22 protein-coding genes are annotated in these 25,622 nt (G+C 40.4%); 11 read left to right on the forward strand and 11 right to left on the reverse strand.

Features of this window, described 5'->3' with window-relative positions; genetic code table 11:
• Position 1 precedes the first annotated feature (1 nt).
• From EP1X_RS01020 to nadC, 7 genes are all read left to right on the forward strand, one after another.
• On the forward strand, positions 2-1,144 hold the full coding sequence (locus tag EP1X_RS01020) for a formate--phosphoribosylaminoimidazolecarboxamide ligase family protein (RefSeq protein ID WP_055280886.1): 1,143 nt from the start codon (positions 2-4) through the stop codon (positions 1,142-1,144).
• A gap of 10 nt (positions 1,145-1,154) precedes the next feature.
• Entirely contained in the window at positions 1,155-1,400 is a 246-nt protein-coding gene (purS, locus tag EP1X_RS01025; RefSeq protein ID WP_055280887.1) for a phosphoribosylformylglycinamidine synthase subunit PurS, read from the forward strand.
• A 1-nt stretch (position 1,401) separates the two neighbouring features.
• On the forward strand, positions 1,402-2,073 hold the full coding sequence (purQ, locus tag EP1X_RS01030) for a phosphoribosylformylglycinamidine synthase I (protein ID WP_055280888.1): 672 nt from the start codon (positions 1,402-1,404) through the stop codon (positions 2,071-2,073).
• Positions 2,074-2,078: 5 nt separating this feature from the next.
• Positions 2,079-4,220 (forward strand): phosphoribosylformylglycinamidine synthase subunit PurL, encoded by a 2,142-nt coding sequence (gene purL / locus EP1X_RS01035; protein ID WP_055280889.1) that lies wholly within the window; start codon positions 2,079-2,081, stop codon positions 4,218-4,220.
• A 93-nt stretch (positions 4,221-4,313) separates the two neighbouring features.
• Positions 4,314-5,702, forward strand: coding sequence for an L-aspartate oxidase (locus EP1X_RS01040; RefSeq protein ID WP_055280890.1), 1,389 nt, complete (start codon positions 4,314-4,316; stop codon positions 5,700-5,702).
• A 1-nt stretch (position 5,703) separates the two neighbouring features.
• Positions 5,704-6,606, forward strand: coding sequence for a quinolinate synthase NadA (gene nadA / locus EP1X_RS01045; protein ID WP_055280891.1), 903 nt, complete (start codon positions 5,704-5,706; stop codon positions 6,604-6,606).
• A 61-nt stretch (positions 6,607-6,667) separates the two neighbouring features.
• Positions 6,668-7,501, forward strand: coding sequence for a carboxylating nicotinate-nucleotide diphosphorylase (nadC, locus tag EP1X_RS01050; RefSeq protein ID WP_055280892.1), 834 nt, complete (start codon positions 6,668-6,670; stop codon positions 7,499-7,501).
• 7 nt (positions 7,502-7,508) lie between these two features.
• Here the strand turns inward: nadC and thiC are convergent, their stop codons facing one another.
• Positions 7,509-8,789 carry a phosphomethylpyrimidine synthase ThiC gene (gene thiC, locus EP1X_RS01055; RefSeq protein WP_055280893.1) on the reverse strand — a complete coding sequence of 427 codons (1,281 nt, stop codon included), beginning with the start codon at positions 8,787-8,789 and terminating at the stop codon, positions 7,509-7,511.
• Positions 8,790-8,942: 153 nt separating this feature from the next.
• Here thiC and EP1X_RS01060 point away from each other — a divergent pair, with 153 nt between their 5' ends.
• The 4 genes from EP1X_RS01060 to EP1X_RS01075 all read left to right on the forward strand — a co-directional run bounded on the left by EP1X_RS01060 (position 8,943) and on the right by EP1X_RS01075 (position 13,080).
• Positions 8,943-9,944 carry a formate--phosphoribosylaminoimidazolecarboxamide ligase gene (locus EP1X_RS01060; RefSeq protein WP_055280894.1) on the forward strand — a complete coding sequence of 334 codons (1,002 nt, stop codon included), beginning with the start codon at positions 8,943-8,945 and terminating at the stop codon, positions 9,942-9,944.
• 114 nt (positions 9,945-10,058) lie between these two features.
• Positions 10,059-11,510, forward strand: coding sequence for an IMP dehydrogenase (gene guaB, locus EP1X_RS01065; protein ID WP_055280895.1), 1,452 nt, complete (start codon positions 10,059-10,061; stop codon positions 11,508-11,510).
• A gap of 73 nt (positions 11,511-11,583) precedes the next feature.
• Positions 11,584-12,507 (forward strand): glutamine-hydrolyzing GMP synthase, encoded by a 924-nt coding sequence (gene guaA, locus EP1X_RS01070; protein WP_082391433.1) that lies wholly within the window; start codon positions 11,584-11,586, stop codon positions 12,505-12,507.
• Between the two features lie 6 nt (positions 12,508-12,513).
• Positions 12,514-13,080, forward strand: coding sequence for a GMP synthase subunit A (locus EP1X_RS01075; protein WP_055280897.1), 567 nt, complete (start codon positions 12,514-12,516; stop codon positions 13,078-13,080).
• Positions 13,081-13,090: 10 nt separating this feature from the next.
• Here EP1X_RS01075 and EP1X_RS01080 read toward each other — a convergent pair whose 3' ends face one another.
• The 10 genes from EP1X_RS01080 to EP1X_RS01130 all read right to left on the reverse strand — a co-directional run bounded on the left by EP1X_RS01080 (position 13,091) and on the right by EP1X_RS01130 (position 25,620).
• Complete coding sequence (locus EP1X_RS01080) at positions 13,091-13,978, reverse strand: radical SAM protein (RefSeq protein ID WP_055280898.1); 888 nt, start codon at positions 13,976-13,978, stop codon at positions 13,091-13,093.
• A 557-nt stretch (positions 13,979-14,535) separates the two neighbouring features.
• Complete coding sequence (locus EP1X_RS01090) at positions 14,536-15,312, reverse strand: DUF2101 family protein (RefSeq protein WP_055280900.1); 777 nt, start codon at positions 15,310-15,312, stop codon at positions 14,536-14,538.
• Between the two features lie 5 nt (positions 15,313-15,317).
• The gene (locus EP1X_RS01095; protein WP_055280901.1) at positions 15,318-18,599 is read right to left on the reverse strand and encodes a DUF2341 domain-containing protein; all 3,282 of its coding nucleotides are present in this window, start codon (positions 18,597-18,599) and stop codon (positions 15,318-15,320) included.
• The gene (locus tag EP1X_RS01100) at positions 18,599-20,851 is read right to left on the reverse strand and encodes a hypothetical protein (protein ID WP_055280902.1); all 2,253 of its coding nucleotides are present in this window, start codon (positions 20,849-20,851) and stop codon (positions 18,599-18,601) included. The genes EP1X_RS01095 and EP1X_RS01100 overlap by 1 nt, the downstream gene beginning before the upstream one ends.
• Positions 20,848-22,290 carry a hypothetical protein gene (locus EP1X_RS01105; RefSeq protein WP_055280903.1) on the reverse strand — a complete coding sequence of 481 codons (1,443 nt, stop codon included), beginning with the start codon at positions 22,288-22,290 and terminating at the stop codon, positions 20,848-20,850. Before EP1X_RS01105 ends, EP1X_RS01100 begins: the two co-directional genes overlap by 4 nt.
• Positions 22,287-22,766 (reverse strand): hypothetical protein, encoded by a 480-nt coding sequence (locus EP1X_RS01110; protein ID WP_055280904.1) that lies wholly within the window; start codon positions 22,764-22,766, stop codon positions 22,287-22,289. The genes EP1X_RS01105 and EP1X_RS01110 overlap by 4 nt, the downstream gene beginning before the upstream one ends.
• Complete coding sequence (locus EP1X_RS01115; protein ID WP_055280905.1) at positions 22,747-23,169, reverse strand: hypothetical protein; 423 nt, start codon at positions 23,167-23,169, stop codon at positions 22,747-22,749. The genes EP1X_RS01110 and EP1X_RS01115 overlap by 20 nt, the downstream gene beginning before the upstream one ends.
• Before the next feature lies 1 nt (position 23,170).
• Positions 23,171-23,875, reverse strand: a complete 705-nt coding sequence (locus tag EP1X_RS01120; RefSeq protein ID WP_055280906.1) for a class III signal peptide-containing protein — start codon at positions 23,873-23,875, stop codon at positions 23,171-23,173.
• A 40-nt stretch (positions 23,876-23,915) separates the two neighbouring features.
• On the reverse strand, positions 23,916-24,533 hold the full coding sequence (locus EP1X_RS01125; protein ID WP_055280907.1) for a hypothetical protein: 618 nt from the start codon (positions 24,531-24,533) through the stop codon (positions 23,916-23,918).
• Positions 24,517-25,620: a hypothetical protein gene (locus EP1X_RS01130; RefSeq protein WP_055280908.1), complete on the reverse strand. Its 1,104-nt coding sequence runs from the start codon at positions 25,618-25,620 to the stop codon at positions 24,517-24,519. The genes EP1X_RS01125 and EP1X_RS01130 overlap by 17 nt, the downstream gene beginning before the upstream one ends.
• Between the last annotated feature and the right edge of the window lie 2 nt (positions 25,621-25,622).

Raw genomic sequence — 25,622 nt, forward strand, 5'->3', positions numbered from 1 at the left:
GATGATTGAAAGAGAGCAGATTCTAGAGGTTTTAAAAAATTACGATAAAGAGAACATAATTATCGGGGCGATTGGGAGCCACTCTGCCCTCGACATAGCAGATGGAGCCAAGGCTGAGGGATTCAAAACTCTTATTGTTTCCCAAAGGGGAAGACACAGAACCTATACAGAATATTTCAAAGAAAAAACAACAAAGGACGGGCTAACAAAGGGCTTTATTGATGAAGTAATTGTATTGGAAAAGTTCGGTAAAATCATTGATATTCAAGAAGAGCTGAGGAAGAAAAACGTTATCTTTATCCCTAACCGTTCCTTTGTAGTCTATACGGGCATTGAGAAGGTAGAAAACGAATTCCTGGTGCCTCTGTTTGGAAGCAGAAACCTACTAAGGAGCGAAGAGAGAAGTGAAGAAAAGAGCTACTACTGGCTCTTAGAGAAAGCTGGCTTACCTTACCCTGAACCAGTTAAACCAGAGGAAATTGACAATGTGGGTCTCGTTATAGTCAAACTTCCCCACGCAAAAAAGAGGCTTGAGCGTGGTTTCTTCACCGCTGCAAGCTATAAAGAGTTTAGAGAAAAAGCTGAGAAGCTTATAAAGCTCGGTGTAATCACTGAGGAAGATTTGGGCAAAGCAAGGATTGAACGCTATATTATCGGCCCCGTATTCAACTTCGACTTCTTCTACTCACCAATAGATGAAGAAATTGAGCTCCTTGGGATAGACTGGCGCTTTGAGACAAGTCTGGATGGTCATGTTAGATTGCCAGCTCCACAGCAGTTGACTTTACCTGAACATCAGTTTGAACCTGAGTACACTGTTTGCGGTCATGCAAGTTCCACTCTTAGAGAGTCCCTCTTAGAGAAGGTCTTTGATATGGCCGAACGCTATGTTGAGGCTGCAAAGAAGTACTACTCACCCGGCGTTATTGGCCCATTCACACTCCAAACGGCCGTTGACAAAGACTTAAACTTCTACATCTATGATGTTGCTCCAAGAACAGGTGGTGGAACAAACATTCACATGGCAATGGGCCACCCCTATGGAAACGCTCTCTGGAGGAAAGAGATGAGTACCGGAAGGAGGATTGCGCTTGAGATAAAGCGTGCTATTGAGCTGGATGAACTTGAGAAGGTTGTTACATAAGGTGATGATCATGAAATGGAAAGCTAAAGTTGTAGTTCGCTTAAAAGAAGGATTAAACGACCCAGAAGGAAGAGTAATTGGAAAGGCTCTCCAGAATTTGGGCTATAAAATTGATGAGTTGAAGGTTCCAAAGTACTTTGAACTCACTTTTGAAAGCGAAAATCCTGAAAAAGACGTAGAAGAGATGTGCCATCGTTTGCTCGCGAACCCTGTTATACACACGTACGAGTACCAGATAGAACCTTTAGGTGAGTGAGATGCCAAAATTCGCGGTTATAGTATTCCCAGGGACTAATTGTGACTTTGAGACAGTTGAGGCACTTAGAAAAGCAGGAGGAAAAGTGGAGAGAGTCTGGTATAAATCCTCACTCAAAGACTTCGACGGCGTTGTTTTGCCTGGAGGCTTTAGCTATGCTGATTATTTGAGAGCTGGGGCGATAAGTGCTAGAGCAGAAATAATGGAGGAAGTTAAAGCTCTCGCTAACGATGGAAAGCCAATATTGGGAATTTGCAACGGCTTTCAAGTTTTAACCGAGAGCGGCCTTTTGCCTGGGGCATTGAGACCAAACAAGGTTCCAAGGTTTCTATGCAAGTGGGTTTACCTTAAAGTTAATGATACTCAAACCGCATTTACCCAATTCTATGAAGAAGGAGAAGTCATTAGAATGCCAATAGCCCATGCAGAGGGTAATTATTACGCCAATGATTTGAATAAGGTAAAGATAGCCTTCCAGTACAGCGATGAAAAAGGCAACATAAGGGATGATACGAATCCAAACGGTTCACTCTTGAACATAGCGGGAATAAGCAATGAAAAGGGCAACGTTTTGGGAATGATGCCCCACCCGGAGAGGGCGAGCGACCGCTTTTTGGGTAGCGAGGATGGTTTGCGAGTATTCAAATCAATGGTAGAGTATGCTAAGAGGTGATTCTCATGTTTCCTCACGAAGAAGAGCTAATAAAAGAGAGGCTCGACAGAGAGCCGAATGAAGTTGAAAAAGCCATGCTTGAGGTAATGTGGAGCGAGCATGCATCATACAAGTCAAGCAGAAAATGGCTCAAGCTTTTACCAACCAAAAATGAGCACGTAATTCTAGGCCCCGGAGAAGATGCAGGTGTTGTAAAGTTTGACGAAAACACTGCTATAGTCGTTGGAATAGAGAGCCACAACCATCCCTCGGCTGTTGAGCCTTATGGCGGAGCGGCCACAGGAGTTGGAGGAATTGTGAGGGATATACTCTGTATGGGTGCTCGTCCCATAGCTTTGCTCGACCCTATACGCTTCGGGCCGATTGAGAGGGAGCGCAACCGCTATTTGTTCGAGTATGTTGTTAAGGGAATAGCAGATTATGGAAATAGAATTGGTGTCCCAACAGTTGGTGGGGAAACGGAATTTGATGAAAGCTTAGATAACTACACACTTGTGAACGTGGCATGCATTGGTTTAATGAGGCCTGAAGAACTTGTGCACAGTTATGTTGAGGAGAGCGGACTTCTCCTAGTTTTGGTGGGAAACAAAACGGGAAGAGATGGAATTCATGGAGTTACATTTGCGAGCGAAGAGCTAAGCGAGAATGCGGAAGAGGAAGACCGCTCAGCTGTTCAAATTCCAGATCCATTCACAGAGAAACTTTTGATTGAGGCAACTCTTGAGGCCCTTGCAACTGGGAAAGTCAAGGCCCTTAAAGACCTCGGTGGTGGGGGTTTAACATGTGCTTCATCAGAGATGGCCGGAAAGAAAGGTTTTGGAGCCATAATCTATGCAGACAGAGTCCCCCAAAGAGAGCCAAACATGAATCCAATGGAAATTATGATCTCAGAAAGCCAGGAAAGAATGCTCTTTGCCGTTAGAAAGGAAGATGTCACTGATATAGGTAAGATCTTTGAAAAATACGAACTCGAATGGACTATTGTAGGAGAAACCATAGAAGAGCCTCGATACATTGTTTATTGGAATGACGAAAAAATAGCAGACCTCCCTATAGATCTATTAGCAGACGTTCCCATAATAGAGTGGGAAGCTAAACCATATGATATCGAAAAAGATGTACAAACACCAGAAATCAGCGTTGAGGAGGCCCTCCTTGAAGTTCTCTCAAGCCCCAATATAATTAGTAAAGCATGGATATGGCAACAATATGACCATGAAGTTCAGGGAAGGACTGTCTTAAAGCCTGGCCTTGATGCAACAGTTCTCAAGATAAACGACGAATATGGTTTAGCCTTTGTGAGCGATGGAAATCCCTCCTATTCTCACTTAAACCCATATCACGGAGCAATGAGCGCTGTTGCTGAGGTGGTAAGAAACCTCGCTAGCGTTGGAGCAAGACCCCTAGCACTCGTAGACAACCTTAACTTTGCCTCACCTGAAAGGCCCGAAGTTTACTGGAGCTTCATAGAAACCATTAAAGGATTGGCTGATGCAGCAAAAGCTTTTGACCTAGCCTATGTCAGTGGGAACGTTAGTTTCTACAATGAGGTAGGAAACAAACCCATAAAACCAACACCAGTCGTTGCTGGTCTCGGAAAAGTGAAGCTTGAAAACATTACAACAATGGGCTTCAAAGACGAAGGTGATTTAATAGCGGTAGTGGGAACCACCAAAAAAGAGCTTGGAGGAAGCGAGTTTTACAGAATTTTTGGTATCAAAGAGGGAATCGCTCCGAGAGTTGACCTTGAAAGGGAGAAACAAAACGTTGAAGGTATTTTGAAAGCAATCGAGCTCAAGCTTGTCAAAGCTGTTCATGATGTAAGCAAAGGAGGACTAGCCATTGCACTTATAGAAATGGCAATTGCAGGAAATAAGGGATTTGAGATAGACATAACAAAAATCCCGACAGAAGAGGAGCTTTCACCAGTAGAAGTGCTCTTTTCAGAGACTCAAGGACGATTTATAGTGAGCTTCGAAGAAAAGAATCTCGAGAAAGTTAAAGACCTCTTCAATGAGTTTGCTATTATCGGGAAAGTAACAGGAAAAACACTACTATTCAAACATGAAAACAAAGAAACTGCAAGTTTAAACTTGGAGAGTGCTAAAGCACTTCATAACTCACTTCCTGCGCTTTTGGGGGAGTGAAACTTTCTTAATTTTGCAATATTATTTTTGTATTTTTAGACTCTTTCTACCAGAAAACTTTAAAACAAAGTCCCGAACATTTGTTCGGGGAGAATTGTGAGAATAGGAATAGTAGGAAACGGGATAGCAGGGTTAACAGCTGCAATAGCTCTTGCAAAAAAGGGAACTGAGGTTTATATTGTTGGAGACACTATAAAAAAGACGAATTCTTATTTGGCCCAAGCAGGTATAGCATTTCCAATCTTAAGTGGGGACTCTATAAAGAATCATGTTCTCGATACAATAAAAGCAGGTAGGCATCTAAACACTGAAGAAGTCGTTTGGAGTGTTATTTCGAGATCAAGCGAAGCCTATGATTTTTTACTCTCACTTGGAGTGGAATTTGAAGAAAATGAAGTTGAAGGAGGGCATAGTTTTCCCAGGGTTTTCACGATCAAAAATGAAACCGGGAAGCATGTAACAAAGATCCTTTACACATGGGCGAGAGAGTTGAATGTCCACTTCATCAAAGGACTTGCAGAATCATTAGCTATTGAAAACAGCAAATGTTATGGTGTATTTCTTGATGGTGAACTCTTAAGATTCGATGCCACAGTTTTAGCAATTGGAGGCTATACTGCTTTATTCAAATACACAGCTGGATCCCCACTCAATCTCGGTATACTGATTGGAGATGCTGTTATGAAGGGGGCTTTAGCAAGAGATTTAGAATTTGTTCAATTTCATCCCACTGGATTCATTGGGAAGAGTGGAGTAAAGCTCATAAGCGAAGCAGTGAGGGGAGCTGGAGCCAAGCTGGTCAATTCAAATGGGGAGAGGTTTGTCAATGAACTTGAGCCAAGAGACATCGTTGCAAGGGCTATTTATATGCAAATACAGGAGGGAAAGGAGGTTTATTTGGATGCCACTCACGTAGAAGACTTCAAGTTAAGGTTTCCCCAAATATATGCATTTCTCAAACAGGAAGGTATAAATCCTGAGAAAACTATGATACCAGTCTCTCCAATAGCTCATTATTCAATTGGCGGTTTAAATGTTGACATTTATTATAGAACCAACATAAAGAGCTTGTATGCCATTGGGGAAGCTGCTAATAATGGATTTCATGGGGCAAATAGATTGGCAAGTAATTCACTCCTAGAATGTATCGTAAGCGGCCTTGAAGTTTCAAGGACTATTTTTAGAGAGAGACCAAAACTTAGAGAAAATACAGAGCCAGCGAATACTAGCCAAGAAGCCGGGGATGTAGAGCAGATTAGGGAAGTACTTTGGGAACATGCAGGGATTGTGAGAAGTGGAGAAAAGCTCAAGGAAGGTATTAAAAAGCTTAAAAACATTGAAGCAGATGAGAGAATTAAATGCCTCGCAGAAGGGATTCTAAAGAGTGCCTTATGGAGAGAGGAAAGTAGAGGTGTGCACTATAGAGCAGACTTTCCATTCACAAGAGAGGAGTTTAAGAAACCCAGCTTTTGGAGGTGCTAATATGGACTTAATTAAGGAAATTATGCGGCTTAAAGAAGAAAAGAATGCGGTAATATTAGCCCACAACTATCAGCTACCTGAGATACAAGATATAGCTGATTTTTTAGGGGATAGCCTCGAATTAGCAAGAAAAGCTGTAAATGTTGATGCCGACATTATAGTTTTTGCTGGCGTTGATTTTATGGCCGAAACTGCTAAAATTTTGAATCCCCACAAAAAAGTCCTCCTCCCAACAAGACGGGCAACATGTGCCATGGCCAACATGCTAAAGGTGGAACATATTCTTGAGGCTAAGGAAAAATATCATGGTGCCCCGGTCGTTCTTTATGTTAATACCACCGCCGAAACTAAAGCCTACGCTGATGTAACAGTAACCTCGGCCAACGCTGCTAGGATAGTAGAGAAACTTAACGCAGATACAATAATTTTTGGGCCTGATAACAATTTAGCGTACTACGTCGCTAAAAAGACTGGCAAAAGGATTATCCCAATCCCAGAAGGTGGCCATTGTTATGTTCACAAAAAGTTCACCCTCGAAGATGTCAAAAGGGCAAGAAAAGAATATCCAAATGCAAAGCTAATGGTTCACCCCGAGTGCAATCCCGAAGTGCAGAAAGGAGCAGATTTAATAGTCTCAACTGGTGGGATGGTTAGAAACGCCTGCCAGCACGATGAGTGGGTTGTCTTTACTGAAAAGGAAATGATCTATAGGCTGCAAAAGCTCTATCCAGACAAAAAGTTCTATCCCGCAAATGAGGATGCCTTCTGCATTGGAATGAAATCAATTACGCTCAAGCACATCTACGAGGCCCTTAGAGACGAGAAATACGAAATTGAAGTGCCCGAAGAAATTGCTGTAAAAGCCAAAAAGGCCATTGAAAGAATGCTGGAGATGAGCAAGTAGCTAAGTAGGGAGGTAAACTTTTCTACTTTCTTTACCTCTTAACTGAAAAAGGTGATGAAAAATGATTCCCCTTACATACCTTCTCCGCTTTTTGGAGGAAGATGTCCCATTCGGCGATGTCACAAGTGAAGCTGTTATTCCCGAGGATTTGGAGGCAGAGGCTGTAATTATAGCAAAGCAAGATGGAGTTATAGCGGGCCTAGAAGAGGCAAAGGCTCTTTTTGAACACTTCGGCGTTAAAGTTGAGCTTAAAGCTAAGGACGGCGATGACGTGAAAAAGGGAACTGTAGTTATAAAGCTCAAGGGCAATGCACGAAAGATTTTGCTGGTGGAGAGGACAGCATTAAACATCATAGGAAGAATGAGTGGTATAGCAACCCAAACTAGAAATCTTGTTGAAAAAGTTAGGGCTGTTAGCCCCAAAGTCAAAGTGGCAGGCACAAGAAAAACCCTCTTAAAACCCTTAGACAAGAAGGCAATACTAATAGGGGATGGTGAACCCCACAGGTTCAGCTTGAGCGATGCCATACTCATAAAAGATAACCATTTGGCGTTAGTACCCCTTGAAGAGGCCATTAAGCGGGCAAAAGCCTTTTCTGTTTATAAAATCGTTGAGGTCGAGGTGGAAAGCCTAGAAGATGCGCTAAAAGCTGCTAAAGCTGGGGCTGATGTAATAATGCTCGATAACATGACCCCAGAACAAATCGAGGAAGTCCTTGAAGCTTTAAAGCGCGAAGGGCTCAGGGATAAAGTCAAAATTGAAGTGAGTGGAGGCATAACTGAAGAAAATATCCAGGATTATGCAAAGCTCGATATCGACGTTATAAGCCTTGGAGCTCTAACACACAGCGTAAAGAACTTTGATGTCAGTTTAGAAATATTAAAAGAGGATTAACTTTGCTTTAATTTTTTCTAATCATGTCGGTTATGAGGCGTATCGCACACAGATCCCCACACATTGAGCATGCCTCTGTCGAGGTTGGCCTATTTTCTCTGATTTCCTCAAAACGGTCTTTGTCCATTGCAAGCTCAAATTGTTTCTCCCAATCTAAGGAGCCTCTTGCTAGGCTCATCAAGTAGTCTTTGTAATACTCCTCCCTAAAGCGCGTTAGGTTTATGGCATGGGCTGCCAGCTTTGTAGCTATCACTCCGAGACGAACGTGCTCCTTAGTTGGCAAACCCAAGTGTTCAGCTGGTGTAACATAACAAAGGAAGTCTGCTCCATTCAAAGCAGCTATTGCTCCTCCAATGGCCCCAGCTATGTGGTCGTAGCCTGGGAAAATGTCAGTCACTAAGGGGCCAAGGACATAGAAGGGAACGTTGTCCGTCGCAACCTTCGCTATTTTTATCTGCATTGGGATTTGGTCTATTGGGACATGCCCGGGCCCTTCAACCATCGTTTGAACTCCAAATTCTCTCGCCCTTCTTACCAAGCGCCCCAATGTATAGAGCTCACTCATTTGAAGCTCATCTCCAGCGTCTGGCAGACCGCCGGGTCTAAGACCATCGCCTAAGCTCAAAACCACATCATATTCCTTGGCAAGCTCCAAAAGGTAGTCGTAGTCTTTGTAGAACGGGTTCTCTTTTTCCCAATGGAGTATCCAAGCCGCCAAGAATGTGCCTCCCCTCGAGACCATACCAACAACTCTCGTAGTGCGCTTCATCTTTTCAACAACCTCTTTAGTAACGCCGACGTGAATAGTTGCATAATCAATACCATCCTTAAAGTGTTTCTCAACAGCGTTCCACATGTCATCCTCGCTCATCTCGATGATGGCCTTTCCTTTGACGAGCATCTCCTCAGCAGCTTGATAAATTGGAACACTTCCAATAGGCACATCAACAGCCCTCATGATTTTCTTCCTTATCTTGTCCAAATCACCGCCCGTTGACAAGTCCATTATCGTGTCGGCCCCGTACTTCACGGCTATCTTGGCCTTCTCAATTTCTTCTTCAACGTTCACTATGTCCCTTGAGGTTCCGATGTTTGCATTAATTTTTACCCTCACTCCTCTACCTACGGCAACCGGTTTTACCCAATCATGAACGAGGTTTCTAAAGATGACAGTATAACCTTTAGCAACGTTTTTTCTAAGTTCTTCGGCTTTTATACCTTCCATTTCAGCGATGAACTTCATTTCTTCCGTTATTATTCCTTTTTTGGCGTCTTTCATTTGAGTCATTTTTATCACCGAGTTATAAATATAAAAAACCCTATTTTAACCTAATGGTTGAGCGAACAATACTGAGAAACGTTAAGGGGGAATTGTATTTAACATTTTCATGTAAAAATAAACCTTAAAAGCAATTGATTTTTACATTTTCTTGGTGATAGAATGAAGTTTAGCATTGCTACTTATGCCTCTCACTCGGCCCTTCAGATACTTCATGGAGCAAAGCAAGAAGGATTTAAGACACTTGCCTTTGGAAAGGAAAGGGTTAGGCCACTCTACACAAAGTATTTTCCCGTTGCAGATGAGTTTATTCCTCACGAATACCCCGAAGAGGAGTTACTTAAAAAGAAAGCAATAATCATCCCTACGGGTTCCTTTGTGGCCTATCTAGGCATTGAGAAAGTCGAAAACATGAAAGCCCTATATTACGGAAACAAAAAAGTCCTCAGGTGGGAGAGTGATAGAAAACTTGAGAGAAAATGGCTTTTAGAAGCAAAGATAAGGGTTCCAGAAGTTATTGAAGATCCGGATGACATAGATAGGCCTGTGATAGTGAAGCCCCATGGAGCCAAAGGAGGCCGAGGATATTTTATAGCAAAAACACCTGAAGAATTCTGGGAAAAGGCTTCAAATCTTGGAGTTAAGGATAAAGAAGACTTAAAAGAAGTTCAAATACAAGAGTACGTCATAGGAGTTCCCGTTTATCCCCACTTTTTCTATTCAAAACTTAATGGAGAGCTTGAGCTCATGAGTGTCGACAAGAGATATGAAAGCAATGCAGACGCAATAGGCAGAATAAATGCAGAACAACAACTCAAAATTGGAATAGAACCTAGTTACACAGTGATAGGGAACATTCCAATAGTCCTTAGGGAGAGCCTCCTTATGGGTATTATTGAGGCTGGAGAGAACGTGATAAGGGCTTCAGAGAAACTTATGGGTGGCTTATGGGGCCCGTTCTGTCTTGAGGGTGTGATTACCGAAGATATGGAGTTCGTGGTTTTTGAGATCTCAGCGAGAATTGTAGCTGGAACCAATCCTTTCATAAACGGCTCCCCATATACATGGATTAAATACAACGAACCAATGAGCACTGGAAGAAGAATTGCGCGGGAAATTAAGCAGGCTATCGAAGAAGAAAGGCTTGAAGAAATTTTAACTTAATCTACTTTTCTTTTCTCGACGTCCTCCTCATCCTGAAAGGCGAGGCTTTCATGTAGTAAACTTTAAAAGCCCTGTACATTCTTATGTTAAAAACGGTGAGGGAGGAGAAAAAGAATGGGTAAATTTACACAAAAGCTTGTCAATGCTATAAAAGGATATACTTTTGATGACGTGCTTTTAATCCCCCAGGGAACTGAAGTGGAACCAAAAGATGTGGACGTTTCTACACAAATTACCCCAAAGATAAGACTTAACATTCCAATTCTCAGCGCAGCTATGGATACAGTGACAGAATGGGAAATGGCCATTGCTATGGCTAGACTAGGAGGATTAGGCGTTATTCACAGAAATATGAGCATAGAAGAGCAGGCTGAGATGGTCAGAAGAGTGAAGAGAGAGGAGACTGTGGAGGAAGTCATTACAATTTCTCCCGAAGAAACTATAGATTATGCGCTTTTCTTAATGGAGAGAGAGGGAATAGATGGCCTTCCTGTTATTGACAACGGGGAACTCGTGGGCATAGTTACAAAGACTGATATAACCACCAGAGAAGGAGAGAGGGTAAAAGAAGTTATGACAAAGGAAGTGATAACAGCGAAAGAAAGTGCTAGTGTGGAAGAAATTATGACTCTAATGATCGAGAACAGTATAGACAGAGTTCCGATAGTGAATGATGATGGAAAATTAGTGGGAATCATCACTATAGGAGACCTCTTAGCGAGGAAAAAACACAGAAATGCAGTAAGAGATGAGGAGGGGCGATTAATAGTTGCTGCCGCGGTTTCTCCTTTTGACATTAAAAGGGCACTAGCCCTAGATAAAGCTGGAGCTGACGTGATAGTCATAGACACAGCTCATGCACATAATTTGAAGGCAATAAAAGCTATGAAAGAAATAAAAAACAAAGTAGAGGCCGAACTCATAGTAGGCAACATAGCAAATCCCAAAGCCGTTGATGATCTAACCTTTGCAGATGCAGTTAAAGTTGGTATCGGGCCAGGAAGCATATGTACAACAAGGATAGTTGCTGGAGTAGGTGTACCCCAAATAACGGCAATATCGATGGTAGCAGACAAAGCCGTAGAGTATGGGATTAGAGTGATAGCTGACGGAGGAATCCGATATTCTGGAGATATTGTGAAAGCTATAGCAGCCGGTGCCGATGCCGTGATGCTTGGAAATCTCTTGGCAGGTACAAAGGAGGCTCCAGGAAGAGAAGTAACAATAAACGGGAGGAAATACAAACAGTACAGAGGAATGGGAAGCTTAGGAGCTATGATGAAAGGCGGAGCAGAGAGATACTACCAAAAAGGCCACATGAAAACGCGAAAGTTCGTTCCTGAGGGTATTGAAGGAGTAGTTCCTTACAAAGGGAAGGTGAGTGAAGTACTCTATCAACTCATAGGAGGACTAAAAGCAGGAATGGGATATGTAGGAGCAAAGAACCTTGCAGAACTGAAGGAGAAGGGAGAATTCATCCTCATAACACAGGCTGGAGTTAGAGAGAGCCATCCACATGACATTGCAATAACCAATGAAGCACCTAACTATCCACTCGAAAGGTGATTTTTACATTTTTTTGTTTAAATAACAAATTTTTTAAAGTAAATTTTACAATTTTATGTTGAAGGTGACGCTCATGTGGGAAAAATTCATTGAAGAGAAGGTTAAAGAGATTAAAGAGAATGTAGGAGAGAAAAAAGCTATAATAGCCCTAAGTGGGGGTGTGGATAGCTCCACAGCAGCCATCCTAGCATACAACGCCATTGGCGATAAACTTTACGCAGTCTTCGTAAACACTGGCTTTCTCAGAAAAGGAGAACCAGAATTTGTTATAAAAACATTTAAAGAGGAATTTGGCCTAAATTTAATTTACGTAGATGCACAAGAGAGATTTTTCACCGCACTTAAAGGCGTAACAGACCCAGAAGAGAAGAGAAAAATAATAGGCAAGACCTTCATAGATGTGTTTGAAGAGGTTGCCAATGAAATAGACGCAGATTTTCTTATTCAAGGCACAATAGCTCCAGATTGGATTGAGAGCCAAGGAAAAATAAAAAGCCACCACAATGTGGGCGGACTTCCTGAGAGGTTAAACCTCAAGCTCATTGAACCTTTAAGAGACCTTTACAAAGATGAAGTGAGAGAAGTTGCAAAGCAACTTGGCCTTCCTGAGAAAATATACCACAGAATGCCATTCCCAGGTCCAGGATTAGCCGTTAGAGTCTTAGGTGAAGTTACTCCAGAAAAAGTTGCGATAGTAAGAGAGGCCAATGCAATAGTGGAAGAAGAAATTGAAAAAGCAGGCCTTAAGCCATGGCAGGCCTTTGCCGTGCTTTTGGGGGTTAAAACCGTTGGTGTGCAAGGGGACATAAGGGCCTACAAAGAGACAATAGCGGTTAGAGTGGTTGAGAGTTTGGACGGAATGACTGCAAATGCCATGAACGTTCCATTTGAAGTGCTACAAAGAATAGCATTTAGGATAACGAGCGAGATTCCACAAGTGGGAAGGGTCCTTTACGATATAACGAACAAACCTCCAGCAACGATAGAATTTGAGTGATGAGAAATGATAATCATAATGGATAACCACGGACAATACGTACACAGGATCTGGAGAACTTTGAGGTATCTTGGCGTTGAGGCTAAGATAATCCCAAACACCACACCCCTAGAAGAAATAAAGTCAATGAACCCAAAGGGTATAATATTTTCAGGCGGCCCAACTTTGGAAAGAACGGGCAACTGTGAAGCAATCCTAGAACACTACGAGGAATTTGATGTGCCAATCCTAGGGATTTGTCTGGGACACCAGCTTATAGCGAAGTACTTCGGTGGTAAAGTAGGAAGAGGGGAAAAGGGAGAATACAGTCTGGTTGAAGTTGAGATTCTAGAAGAGAACGACATTTTCAAAGGACTTCCAGAAAAGCTTAAGGTTTGGGAAAGTCACATGGACGAGGTTAAAGAACTTCCAGAGGAGTTTGAACTTTTAGCTAAGAGTGAGTTCTGCCCTGTTGAAGCTATGAAACACAAGAGTCTGCCAATTTATGGAGTGCAGTTCCACCCAGAAGTGGCACACACGGAAAAGGGAAGCGAAATCTATAGGAACTTTGCCAAGCTTTGTGGAGAACTTTAAATCTTTTTGTTTATATAATCCTGTTTTTAACGCCATATTTTTCACATAATCTCCTTGATATTTCCTCAAGTCTCTTTTGATATTGATTAGAGGGAGCCCAGAAATTCCCATAAAGTTTCTTATATTTAGGAACAAGCTCAGGGTAGTATTCCTCCAAAAACCGGTAATAAAGAGTTTTACAGTCCCTTGGGCCGCTGCCAAATAATGTTAGAGCCCCAATTAAGCAAAAATCTGCCCCATACTCTGCTGCAGTTTTTATCATCTCATCAAGTTGTTCCTCTGAATCCGACAAAAATGGAAGAACCGGAATAAAACAAACTCCTGTGAGAAATCCCGCTTCTTTGAACTTCTTCATAGTTTCCAGTCGTTCTGTAGGTTTTGGGGCCCCAGGTTCAAGAATTTTCGCTAATTTTTCATCCAAGGTGAAGATGGAAAACGAGATAATCGCCCCATGATCCAATTTTTGCTCCAAATCCTTGGGCAGTCTTGCATTTTCATCAATTTTCTTTAATATGTCCATATCCCTCAAGACAAGTTTTGACTTTGTCAAAATATGAACGGGAAATCTATATCGTAAAATGATTTTTAGGATACTTCTAGTGAGGTTTAATTTCTCTTCAATTTGCATATACGCTTCTGTAGAGGTGGATAAAGCAATGATCCCATATTCTCCCTTCCTTGCTCTTCTTTTCAACTGTTTTTCTAAAATCGTTGGAGCATTTATTTTGGCAGATAGGCCTTTCATAATGTGTTCCCCATATTTGCTTCCCTTCGTATAGCAGTAAATGCAGTTAAATGAGCACCCATAATAGGGATTTATCGAATAATCATCCAAAAACCAAGCATCTCTATTTTTGTGTTTATTCAGAATGGACTTCACTTGAACTTGGTTAACCACACTAATACCTCCACCAGAAATACTAATTCTCCTAGAAGTATCTTCATGCCTTCTTCACTCCGTTCTATTTTTCTTCTCTACACATAATTACTCTCTAATTCTATTTAAGGCTTCCCAAAAACACAAAAAATCCATTTCTCCTATTAAATGAGGAGCATTAGAGGAATCTATCCTCTTTTTGTCATGAAGCATGAAATTTGCAGAGCACAGATGTTATTAGATCCGCTTAATTTTTACTCCCATATATTAGAAAATCTTATAAGCTTAGTGATTGTAATCATGCTCCGGAAATTTCCTCAAAATAACCCTCTGAGAGGCAGATGCCTTTATAGTGGGTGGTTTTCCATGGGCTACACCATATATTATCATGTGAAGATCAAAGAGTACAAAAAAGCATGTACGTTTATTGAAAGAATCTGTAATGGCCTTAATTTAGATTGCAGATTTAACGAGAGGGAGATTATTATCAAACCATCCTCCAAAGAAGTAGAACCTCTCGTAATTAAGAATGGAAGGGGGTTTGTGAAAACTTACAAGAGAGAGCCATATACCTCTATTTACTTGCTAGTGCTCTTTTCACTTTCAGCTTTTGGTTCTGTTGAGGTTTCTGATGATGAAGGTTTCGCTTTATGAACTTCTAGCACCCTTTTTGGAATGGAGCTCCTGAATATTCTTTCTTCTATGAGAATCTTTACGACATCTCCCACTTCAACATCCTCAGTGTTATCCACCCAATATTTACCAGGCTTCACATTGGCTCGTATGTCATCGTGAACACTTACCAGCACAAGCTCTCCTTTGATGTCTTCTACTACTCCATACGTCCAATCTCTAGTGAACTTCGATTTGTAGATGTATCTAAAGAGTAATACAATGACAAAAATAGCTATAAGGTAGGCGTAGAAGTAATAGACATTCTTTGCGAACCTTCTTATTAGGAGGTAGCCCAAGAAGGAAAGAAAACCTATTGCAGTAAGCCCATAATAGAAGAATCTGTAAGGCTCAACTTCAATGAAAAAGTCACGGTTTTTAATGAGTATGTAGCGAAGATAGATAAAGTAGACAACCGAAATAATAGTCAGATATAGCTCATTCCCAAAAAGAACCACCAATAAGAGAGCAAATACGAGATAAAAGATAAAGGAGAGCTGAAGGTTCAAACTTAAGAATTCATGAACTGTGAGCTCTCTTTTTATCAGCTTCTTAAGGAATTTGAACCTTGGAGGTTTTTGAGAGGGGGTAGGATTTACAATGTCTTTAATCCATTGGATTGATTTTCCAGTGAATGCTTCCGCTATTTCACCAATTTTATATAGGATTCCATCAAGATCCATGATTATCACCCCGAAACTAGTAAATCTTGGGCTCCTCGTCCCCCAAATACTGCCGTTGCTATCTGATAGTCCAAATAGAAATTCTCATCTATGATCGGAGTAGCAACGCCTCCATTAGAAGATATTCCAAGTACTTTATATACATCGGTTCTATCACTTCTGTAATTCTCATAATCCAAATATATGTAGTCTACAGCAGGTTGTTTTCTGACAAGGAAATCCAAATTTGGAGGTAGATCTTTTGGAAGGATAAAGCTAACAAGCCCAATTGGATACTTAGCCTCGCCATATACTGCTTCCTGCATTTTCTCGGCAAGCGTCTCATAGTACACTCTATTCGTAGTAGATCCTCCTTCCAAGCGCTCAAGGAAGGATGGATAACCACTAACGCCGAAATACTTATACTCTTGGATACAGTCGACATAAGGCTGGATATTATAAGCTCTTGCGTTTTTCCCACTTTGTACTGAGGCCTTGGACTCCGGAGATGAATACTGTGGTTGAGTGCTTACATAGGGATATCTTCCAGCTATAACCCAGTCGAAATAAGCATCGTTACCTACGATATTGTCAATAATTATTTGGACTTTCAATGGAAGTTGGGGCGAAGTTGCCACAGAAGCTGAAGTAATCCTAGAGATAGCATCCAAATCGGAAAATGTGGTAGAAATGCCTCCAGAATCATAATTGAAAATCACCTCGTACCTGCGATATACTGTCAAATCACTGCTTGTGGATGAACTTGCCAATGAACTGGTCCAATTTTGGAGTATTGCTAGTAAATCACCATTATGATCAACATTTCCAGGATTATCATCGATATATTGCATTGGCGTACTTTGAGCTGAGGATATCTTTTGAACATTATAGTTGAGATTGTCTTCATCTAAATATTTCCTAAGGAATATCCAGTCGTAATATACCCAATTATCATTTTTTTCATTGTCCAGTACAAGATATATTCTATACAAGGGATCCGTTACAGTACGATTGTCACCATTACTTCTACCGTTAGTGAAATCATAAAAGTAAACATTATTGTCAGCTGGAAATACTTGAACCTCATAAGTATGGAATTTATTATCCCCCCGTTCTTGAGAAATTTCATCTGGCCATCCATTATCCCACCACTCTTTGTGAATTGCCAAGTAGTTACCATATGAAGGAAACTCTCCCCATGCATCATCGGTAAATAGCAAAATATCATTGTAATTTTGGGGGTCTCTAATACCAATTCCAGCATCCCAGTCTCCATAGTAACTGTAGGGTCTCATTCTAAATCTAATTGCATAGTCACCATAGAGGTTAATATTCGCATTATTCCTCAATGCGAGGAGGTTATTGCCATTTTTTATTATCAAGTTTCCATTAGTTTGATCGATATTATTCCTTCCACCTCTTACCAGATCCCATGTGTCCTGCCAATCACTATCCTCAAAATCGTCAAAAAACTCAAATACAGCCGTTCCATTTCCTCTTGTCAGAGTTCCAGTGTTGTACTCAATGTAAAAAGTAGCGTGATAATAGTAGGTATTTCCTTGTTGGCGGTCATAGATAAAACTACTCTTTACCCATACTAGTGCCTTTCTCTCAGTGGTATTCCAATATTCAATCCAAAATGGTACCTCATTCTCCTGATTATCATAGACCTTAATTTCTGCTGTATTATCTTGCGCATTAATATAATCGGGGAAGTCCGTTCCCTCAAGTTTAAGTGGAATCTGAATATTAGTATAATCAGGGATTTGTGCACCCGCATATGTCACATTAACCAGCAGTCTTTCTCCCCCTGAGACCCCAAACACCACAGCTATTCCAGCGTCAAAGTCAGAAGTTCCTGAGGTACTTTTCATTTTATATCTTACAAATATCGGATAGTTAAATGACACCTTTGACTCCAAGACACTTGCTTTTTCACCAGCGGATACAATTAGAGTCCCGTTCCCATCTACAGTAGCACTCCCCAATATGTCCCACTTGGTAGTATCTATTGACGTGCCCTCAAAATCATCGTAGAGGTCAAACAGCGTCTCTTTGTTATACCCATCGATGGCATAAGCAGGATCTGTGGTATAATATATGAAATACTGGTTTGTAGTCCCCGTTTTTATCCAGATCAATATCTCGTCGTTCCCCCACTTTTCTATCCAGAACGGAATTGGATTACACCCCACATCATACACCCTAATTGAAGCCAGAGTTCCATTATGATACGCACCACTCAATACAGAAGCGGGAATCTCAAGTAAGGTTAAAGCATTAGGCTGAAAGTCTAAACTGGAGATATTCATTTCAACTCTATACTCATATGCAGAGGCATCTGGGCACCAAGCCCCACTTATATTTCCAAAGACCATTACAGCTATATCCTCATCCTCGAATATATCTAACGGAGAAACCTCAATGTTATTAATGGTGGTGTTGAATATTATAGGCTTATTCACCGATACACCAGGCTCGTTCTTTACAATATACCCTAGAGCATCTTTTTCAGTATAGTAGTCCCCCACATAGATTTTATTTGAGGTAAGATTTTCAAGAGAGACTGAAACTTGTCCTGAGAACTTCTCTATATCCGAGGAACCGAATCCTTCTATTACCTTAATAGGTTTCGCTAAATTTGGATACATAAATTTACACGAACTAACTATCCTAGAATACCTACCATAAGTCAAATATGAGAATAGGGGATCTTCCATTCCTTCTATAGAGATCACAGCGTATATGCTGCCATCTTGAGGAAGGGATGAATTGTAAACTACTTTACCTGAGATATCCTGAATCAATATGTTTGATATAGATGCATTTACAACAACATGAAATGAATCCAAAGGTGCCACTGTTATTTGGATATTATTTAAAATCTCATCAACGGAGGGACTTAAAACATAGCCCTGCCTACTCAGCTCATCTCTCAAATTAATAATCCAATCTCGCAGAGTATTATTTCTCATGAAAAGGTTTACCCTACTATATCCACTAAGTTGCGGATACGTTCCTCTTAAAATCAATTCTTGTATAGCTTTACTCGCGTTATCTATTGGTGTGTGCTCATTGGTCACAAAATCAACCGTTAATGAGAGTGCACGCTTCGTTGATAACTCTAAAGCATTTTTAAAGTCTTCCTCTAAGTAAGAAGTCACTCTAAACGTTCTCTCTACTTGTACTCTCTCACTTTGAGATTGTACAATCCAGGAGGTGACGTCCTCATACGTTGCCAGAAGTAAGAGCATAGGAATAAGAAGAACCAAAACTAGTGAATTAAATATAAATCCTCTCCTTTTCATTAGTTCTCCCTCCAAACCCGCAAGGTTATCATTATTGGCTCGATAGATCTAGGGATACCTTTCAACGATGCAAAACTTATCTTTGTATCCTTAAGCCCAATTAATATTGGTGTATTCCATCCATCTCCTCCCAGTTTCTGAAATAGTCTTATAATAGCATCATCAACAGCGTAGTCTTGAGGATTGAGCTGAGCAACTGTAAGGTTCATGTACCTTCCATTTTCAATAGCCTTTATATCTCCAACAAATATACTTCCAAGACTTCCACTACCATATTTATACGTGAGATTGTATGCTTGGACTTCCGGATATCCCTGGAGTAAATATGGCTTTATGTCCCCATAGGGAGCATAGGCGTCCAACAAATATGTAAATTCCCCTGTAGTAAAATCCTGAGATATAACATAAGCATCTCCTGTTTCCACTTTGATATAGTTATCTCCAGGCAGAATAGCATTTGTTACAATATCCCCAGTATTATTTTTCATCGTATCAACTATCCCCCATCTGGTGAACGCCGGATCTGCAAATGGTTTATTTGGAGTACACTCAAGATTTCCGCTACTGTGACAGTACAATACAGTCCAGTTGTTCACGCCTGGGGATATAGAAATCTTCTGATCCTTGTCTGGATCATTAAGATAGTGCAACCTAACAATATGAAGTTTCGCCCAGATGGGAGTAACATTTAGGGGGAGAGTGTATTTCCAAGTGAGCATTGTATAAAATGTTGACTGGTATGCAGTTCTTGCATACGTACTAGCTATAACATCGTCCTTTGTTATCTCCTCTGTTATGTCAATAGAATAGAGAGTTTTCGCAGTTTCTGGAGTATAAACGGCCCTAATATAGGACGTATCATAATTAAGTTTCAACTTATATGCATAGCTGGTAGAATCCCCATAAGGAGGTTCCTGATAATCCATTCCAAAAGTTACTGCAAACCACAGGTATGTTTTTGATAAATTGCCAATATATATACCTCCATTTTGAAGTGCAGTAAAAATAGTCTGATTGTCCCAGACATAAGTATCATTTCCAATGTATGTTCCAACTCCTACTGAAATCTGTCTATCAAGATAAGTTAAGTAAAGTTTAGGATAGTTAGGCTCACTAACTTTTGAAGCATTTATAATCTGAACTTGAACGTATAATGAGCTTAAGTTTCCTCCTATAAAAATAGCATTTTCCACTTGAAATGGATGCTTTGTCTCAATTTCATCAAAATGGAATGTTTGCGGATAATTGAAAGTGCTTAACTGGGATGTTTGGTAAGTTAGAGTGATAAAAACGTTAGGATGAACTCCCCCTGTGTAAGGAGAGCCCGCTGGATTATAAACCCATACTTCAAAGGTGTGCCTTCTTAAATCGTTGTGCCTCTTTAGAATCTCCAACATGTTACACGTCAGTGGATCATTAGAATTTGAATCTTCGAGAACTTCCCATATGCTGTATTCTACAAATGCATCATCTCTAAACTGGCCACACTCAACTGCCTCTCCATCTATAAACAAGCGCATATATGAGGAAGGAGAAAACCATCTGGGCTGAGCGAACCACTTTATTTTCGTTATATTAACATCATACGGCAATTCATTCTCCTCTTCATTTGGTATTGTGTATCTTATTATCGTATAGTCCTGACTACTTGGAGCATACGCAAATGCTGAGCTTCCAAAGTAAGTATAAGTTGTTTCTTTGGCTCGCAGCTTTGTCAAATACGCTCTTGCCACATATCCACGAGGAGTTTGATTGAAAATATATCCACTTAATACTAACGTGGCTGGAGAGACTTCTAGAGCTTTTGAATAATTGCCCTCTACATTTCTCAAATGGGGGCTAGTGTAGTTGTTTATCAAGAGTTCGTAGTTATATCCTTCCAAGGTGGAGTTTAAGAGATAACCTAATATTATCTCGGCTTTGCGCTTTAAGTTAAACTCCGGATAAATAGGATCAATAGTCCAATACGTAGCAACGATTTCAAGAGGACTCATATCCCGTGAAACAAATGTCGTATCTAGTATTTCGTCTCTTTCCCACTGGGTTAGTGTTTGTTGAGGAACCAGATCTTTTAATGACACTTCTCTCAAAATAGTTAAAACATCCTCAGCAATGTATTTATTTTGTTCCCGCATGTAAGTGGAATATATCCCCACGTTATCGCTCACAACGATAACACTCGTCACAAATACCATTACTAATAACACTGATAAGAGAGCATCCAATGTAAAGATAAATCCCTTTCTCCTCATCTGTCATCCCACACCCAAAGTTTTATCCTTGCTTGTTCAAAAAGAGGGTCTAACAGAAGGTCTAAATCTCCTTTATCCCTGAGAATGAGATCTGAAAAGTTGTTCTCATATATCCACAGCTCAACGATCTTCGACGTATACTCTGATGGCAATTCTTCAAATAAATCGCCCCAAAGTATCTTTACACTGGTGGTATTTCCAGTGTAAAACTTTGTTATGTTCTGACCATTTTCCCTCCAGAATAACACAGCTTTGAGGGGGGAGGTTGGAGACGTTTTCTCTATAAAAAGACCTCTAACCTGAACATCATCTACAACAACGAATGTGGCATTTCCAGTGCCCGAAACTTGAAGCTCTAAATAGAAGTGAGCCGGAATATTTTCAACGAGTCTCCCAGAAACCAACACTTTTTTAGTAGTTCCAACTTTAATGGTTTTATTGTAAATCTCTTTTTTAACTACAAAGTCTCTTCTTTCGTATTGTATCCACGGTGAACGAACCTTTGAGGCATTTATCACATTTTCATCCGTGTATAGTGACCCATTAATTACAGCAAACATGTACGTAGGCTCCGTAAGGTTTGAAAAATGAGTAACACGGGAAGTTAAGTTCCAATTTCCATAGTCTACATAGTCCACTGAGATTTTCACGTTTCCTTGTCCCGCTACCTTGAAGAAGTAAGGACAGCTTCCACCCCCATAGTTTATTTGAAATCCTTGAGATTGAGTTATAAGCACGTTTATTGTAATTATTGAACCTGCAGGGATCAAATAAGGTCCTATTACCTCGCCTCTTATTCCAGTGATTGTTATATCCTCTGAAACTTTGAATTCAAGCACATCATTGTTTTCTAAATCCACATTGTTACCACTTTTTAGAGAAGTACATATTTGCTCGTTTCTATATACCGATCCATTGTTTTTTGTTATCTCTATCCATTCAACTTGAAATATCCCACTAGGAGAACTTCCATTTATATCTAGGTTCACACCCGGATTAGACTCAAATACTATGTTTGTCTCCCCACGTGGGAATCGTCCACTAGCATTGACGTCTCTTTTTGTTATATAAACCTCGATTTCAAAATCGTGACCTCTACTTAGTTTCAAAAGATAGCTGTTTTGTATAAATGCACCATTTATAGAAGTGTTTAAAGCCTCTAATTTTTCATAATCTAAAGCAAATTGATAATCAGCATCTCTCAATCCCACTACTTTAACATTACTCACGTTCTCCTCCCAGTTCTCAGGAAAACCGGGATTTTTAGTTAAAACATCAAGCATGTTATTAGCAATGTTTGCTCTATCATACCAGTCCAAAAGGCCCGTTATCTCCGCCTTTATCATGTCATTGGTATTCATAACTACCCCCACAACCATGACAACAATGACCAGTGAAAGTAAAGCATCTATTGAAAGTAATTGTCCCTTTCTTCTCATCCTCTCACCACATCAATTTCTATGTTTACTCTCTTTCCACCATACTTCAAAACCCCAGTATTATTTGTAAAACGATAGTTTTCCACAAGATCTTTTTCAAGAAACTCCGTGAGGTTTGAGACAATGCTAGCATTAAGGTTCTGGATAGATAAATACGGAGTTGAAATTAGTATTGTTATGTTGACCTCAGTTATGCTCTCCTCTGAGGTGAAGTTTTTAATAGATAAGTGTGGATTTTCCGTAATCTGTGATAATAATGGATTTAGTGTACTCTTATAGAGCTCATCGTCAGTCATAACCCCTGTATTCAGATAGTCAATTGCCTTTGAAAGGGAACTCCTCACATAGCTCACTATCATTATATTCGTATTATTATCCGTGTAAGAGGGGACAATCATAATTAACCCGATGAAAAGTATGCCTAGTATGAATATCATCTCAATGGCCGTTTGTCCTTTACTCCGTGATATTCGCATAAAGCATCTCACCTATCCTTACAGTAGTTATCCAAAAACTCTCTCCACTGTTAACCACTATTGAAGCATTAGTCATAGGAACCGTGGAGTTCTTCACTATCCAGTAACTCTTTCCATCCACTGTCACGTTGACTATTATCTTGTTCGTCGCTCCATTAAAAGTAATGCGAAAAGTTGCTCCACTTATTTGAGGAGTTTCCTCCTTCAGTCTATATCCTTCCCCTACGGCATAAACTTTGGCCGTATGGTCAACTATTTCAGCTGAAAAAACTCTCACCTTTGCCATTACATCAAAACTCTCTGCATTGGCCATCTCATTATTGGCTAGATAAATCAAGTTTAACATCGTAAGAGTAACAAGTACAAAAGCGAAAAGCAGATCCAAGCTCAACTGTCCTCTCATACTAACCACCGACGTTAAGGTTTATCCTAAGCTCTTGGGCAGTAGAGTTGAAAATCCAGCTCTCATTTCTATCCGGATTCCATTCAACAACTATCTTCAACGTGGTAGGACTAACTTCTGGGAAAAGCAGTATTCCGTTATAGGGGGTTATATTGAGGTTTAAGACAGAGGGGGAATACGTAGTCCCATTATACTCCACACCAATTCCCACCACACTATAAATACTAGCATTGCTAAGGTCTCTCCGGTAGAGGGAGTCGGCAAGGAAGAAGTTCTTTTTCAATGCATCTGTTTCACTTTGAATGGGTACCATATTCGCCGAGAGTGTATCTGTACCCGTGTCATAAGAAGTAAAGACAATTGTCTCATTAAACTCGAGTATTGTTACATAGGTCCCATTTTGATAACCCACCACAATGTAGGGCTTGTTATTCATTGCAAAGGCCTTCTTAAGAAAATACTCGTCATTTAGATACCTAAAAGTGAAGTATTCAGTGGTTTTTGCACCTGGCCCTTGTGCATAAACCTGAGATATCGCATTGGAAACCGTGTTTGCAAACAACTTCGCCTCTTCACTAACCTGAATTCTCAACATATCTGCAGAATTCTCGCTGGAGAAGGTAATATTTCTAATCGAGAAAGTCAGGAGTACGAGGAACAATATAAATATGAATAGGAACTCCAGCGATATCTGTCCTTTTTTCATCTCTCTCACCATACCAATAAATAACACGTCAACAAATTATTTAACGCTTTCCATCCGTTTCATCTTTCTTTACCATTGCAAAAACATTGGTGCCAATTTTTTTCGTTAAAACTCCGAAATAATCATGATTAAATATTTTGAATTTGTACCTTTCGGGGTCAAGCTCATATTTCTTTAGGAGTTCTTTAAGTTCTTCAATAAAAAGCTGGGTAAGCTGGTAGTAACCGAGATCAAGGGCGTTCTTTTTGTAGTCCACCAGAAATATCACCATTGGGATGAGGCTCAAAGGAATTAAAACCCATAATTCGCCATAGATAATCGTGGCTGCTATTCCTGCTGCCAGAAAGATGCCTAAAAGCACTAACCCAAGTTTAAATACGTTTTTAACCTTTTTCATACCTTTTACTTTGTTTTCCCATATTGTGAGGAGAGCAGGATTGTAGAAATCAAAAGCAGTGTGTCTTTTTCCTTTGGCCACTCTCTGTCTCATCAAATCATCCCAGTCATCTTCATAATGAATTATCTCTCCTCTGTTTTTTGCTCTTTCAGCATCTATAGAAGATATTATTCTAATCATGTCCTCTGCGCTTTCGTGGGCTATGTGAGAGTATACTTCCTTTTCCTTCAGCTCCAACGCAACATCAATCGAGTCTTTCATTAACCCCACCCGGATAAATGTCATCAAAATCTGGTAGACCCGTCAAAAGTTCTTTTTTCTTTGTTTCGGCCTCTTCTTTCGCTTTTATGAATGACTGAGCATATTGTTTAGCGATTACCACTATGTCTTCAATGCTTTTACTCTCATAAATCCCTGTTAGGAGGGTGACAACTTCTATCTCCTTTTCCCTTGGATCTGGATAAAAGCCGCGGAAAATCTGCTTTCCTTTAATCTTTTTGGTTAGGTAACTGAGAGCCTCAAATATATCCCTGGCTTTTAAAAGCTCAGGCGGCCCATGGATTGCCACTAACCCATAAAGGGCAGACTCTATATTTGCTTCAAGATAAAGCCCCTCGTTCTCAAATGACTTTAAGATAAGCCGGGAGAGATTCCTAACTTTATTTGCTTCAGCTTTTGCATAACCTACAGTAGCGAAGCTCCCAAAAGCATTAAGCACGAACTTCAGATCGCTGGAATCGAGTGTTTGCTCTCCGGGAATGTCTATTAGTGCCAGAAGGGATGCTATACGCTCAACTATCGTATGATTTATTTTCTCATAGGCCCGTGTTATGTCCTCGCCACTTTCCTTAAGTTTATTGTTATCTATGGCTATTATTGAATCAGCTACTTTGGAAAGCTTGTCTATTGTTATTGCAGCGTTTATCGTTGGTCTTATCCCCTCTTCTTTTAACGGAAGTGCTCCAATTGCGACGACGAGTGAATCTGGGTATTCTTCTTTTAGGGCCTCAGCTAAAACTGGAGCTCCTCCAGCCCCTGTTCCACCACCAAATCCAAAAGTGAGGAAAAAGATATCAACGTCGCTGTAACCTACCATGGAGTTTATCTTCTTCATTATCATTGAAAGATCTCTTTTCATTGCCTCTCTTCCGAGTACTGGGTTCGCATTTACTCCCTTTCCTCCAGTTAGACTCTCGCCTATGAGTATACGCCGTTCCCTAGGAATATGCTTCAAGTAGTCAAGGTCACTCTTTGAGGTGTTTATTGCCAATGCCTCAAAGTCCACTAAGGCGAACAAGTCCGCTATCTTTGTCCCACACTGACCTACTCCAATGATTAAAGCCCTCAAAG

Source organism: Thermococcus sp. EP1, from assembly GCF_001317345.1.
In the GTDB taxonomy this organism is placed as follows: Archaea; Methanobacteriota_B; Thermococci; order Thermococcales; family Thermococcaceae; genus Thermococcus_A.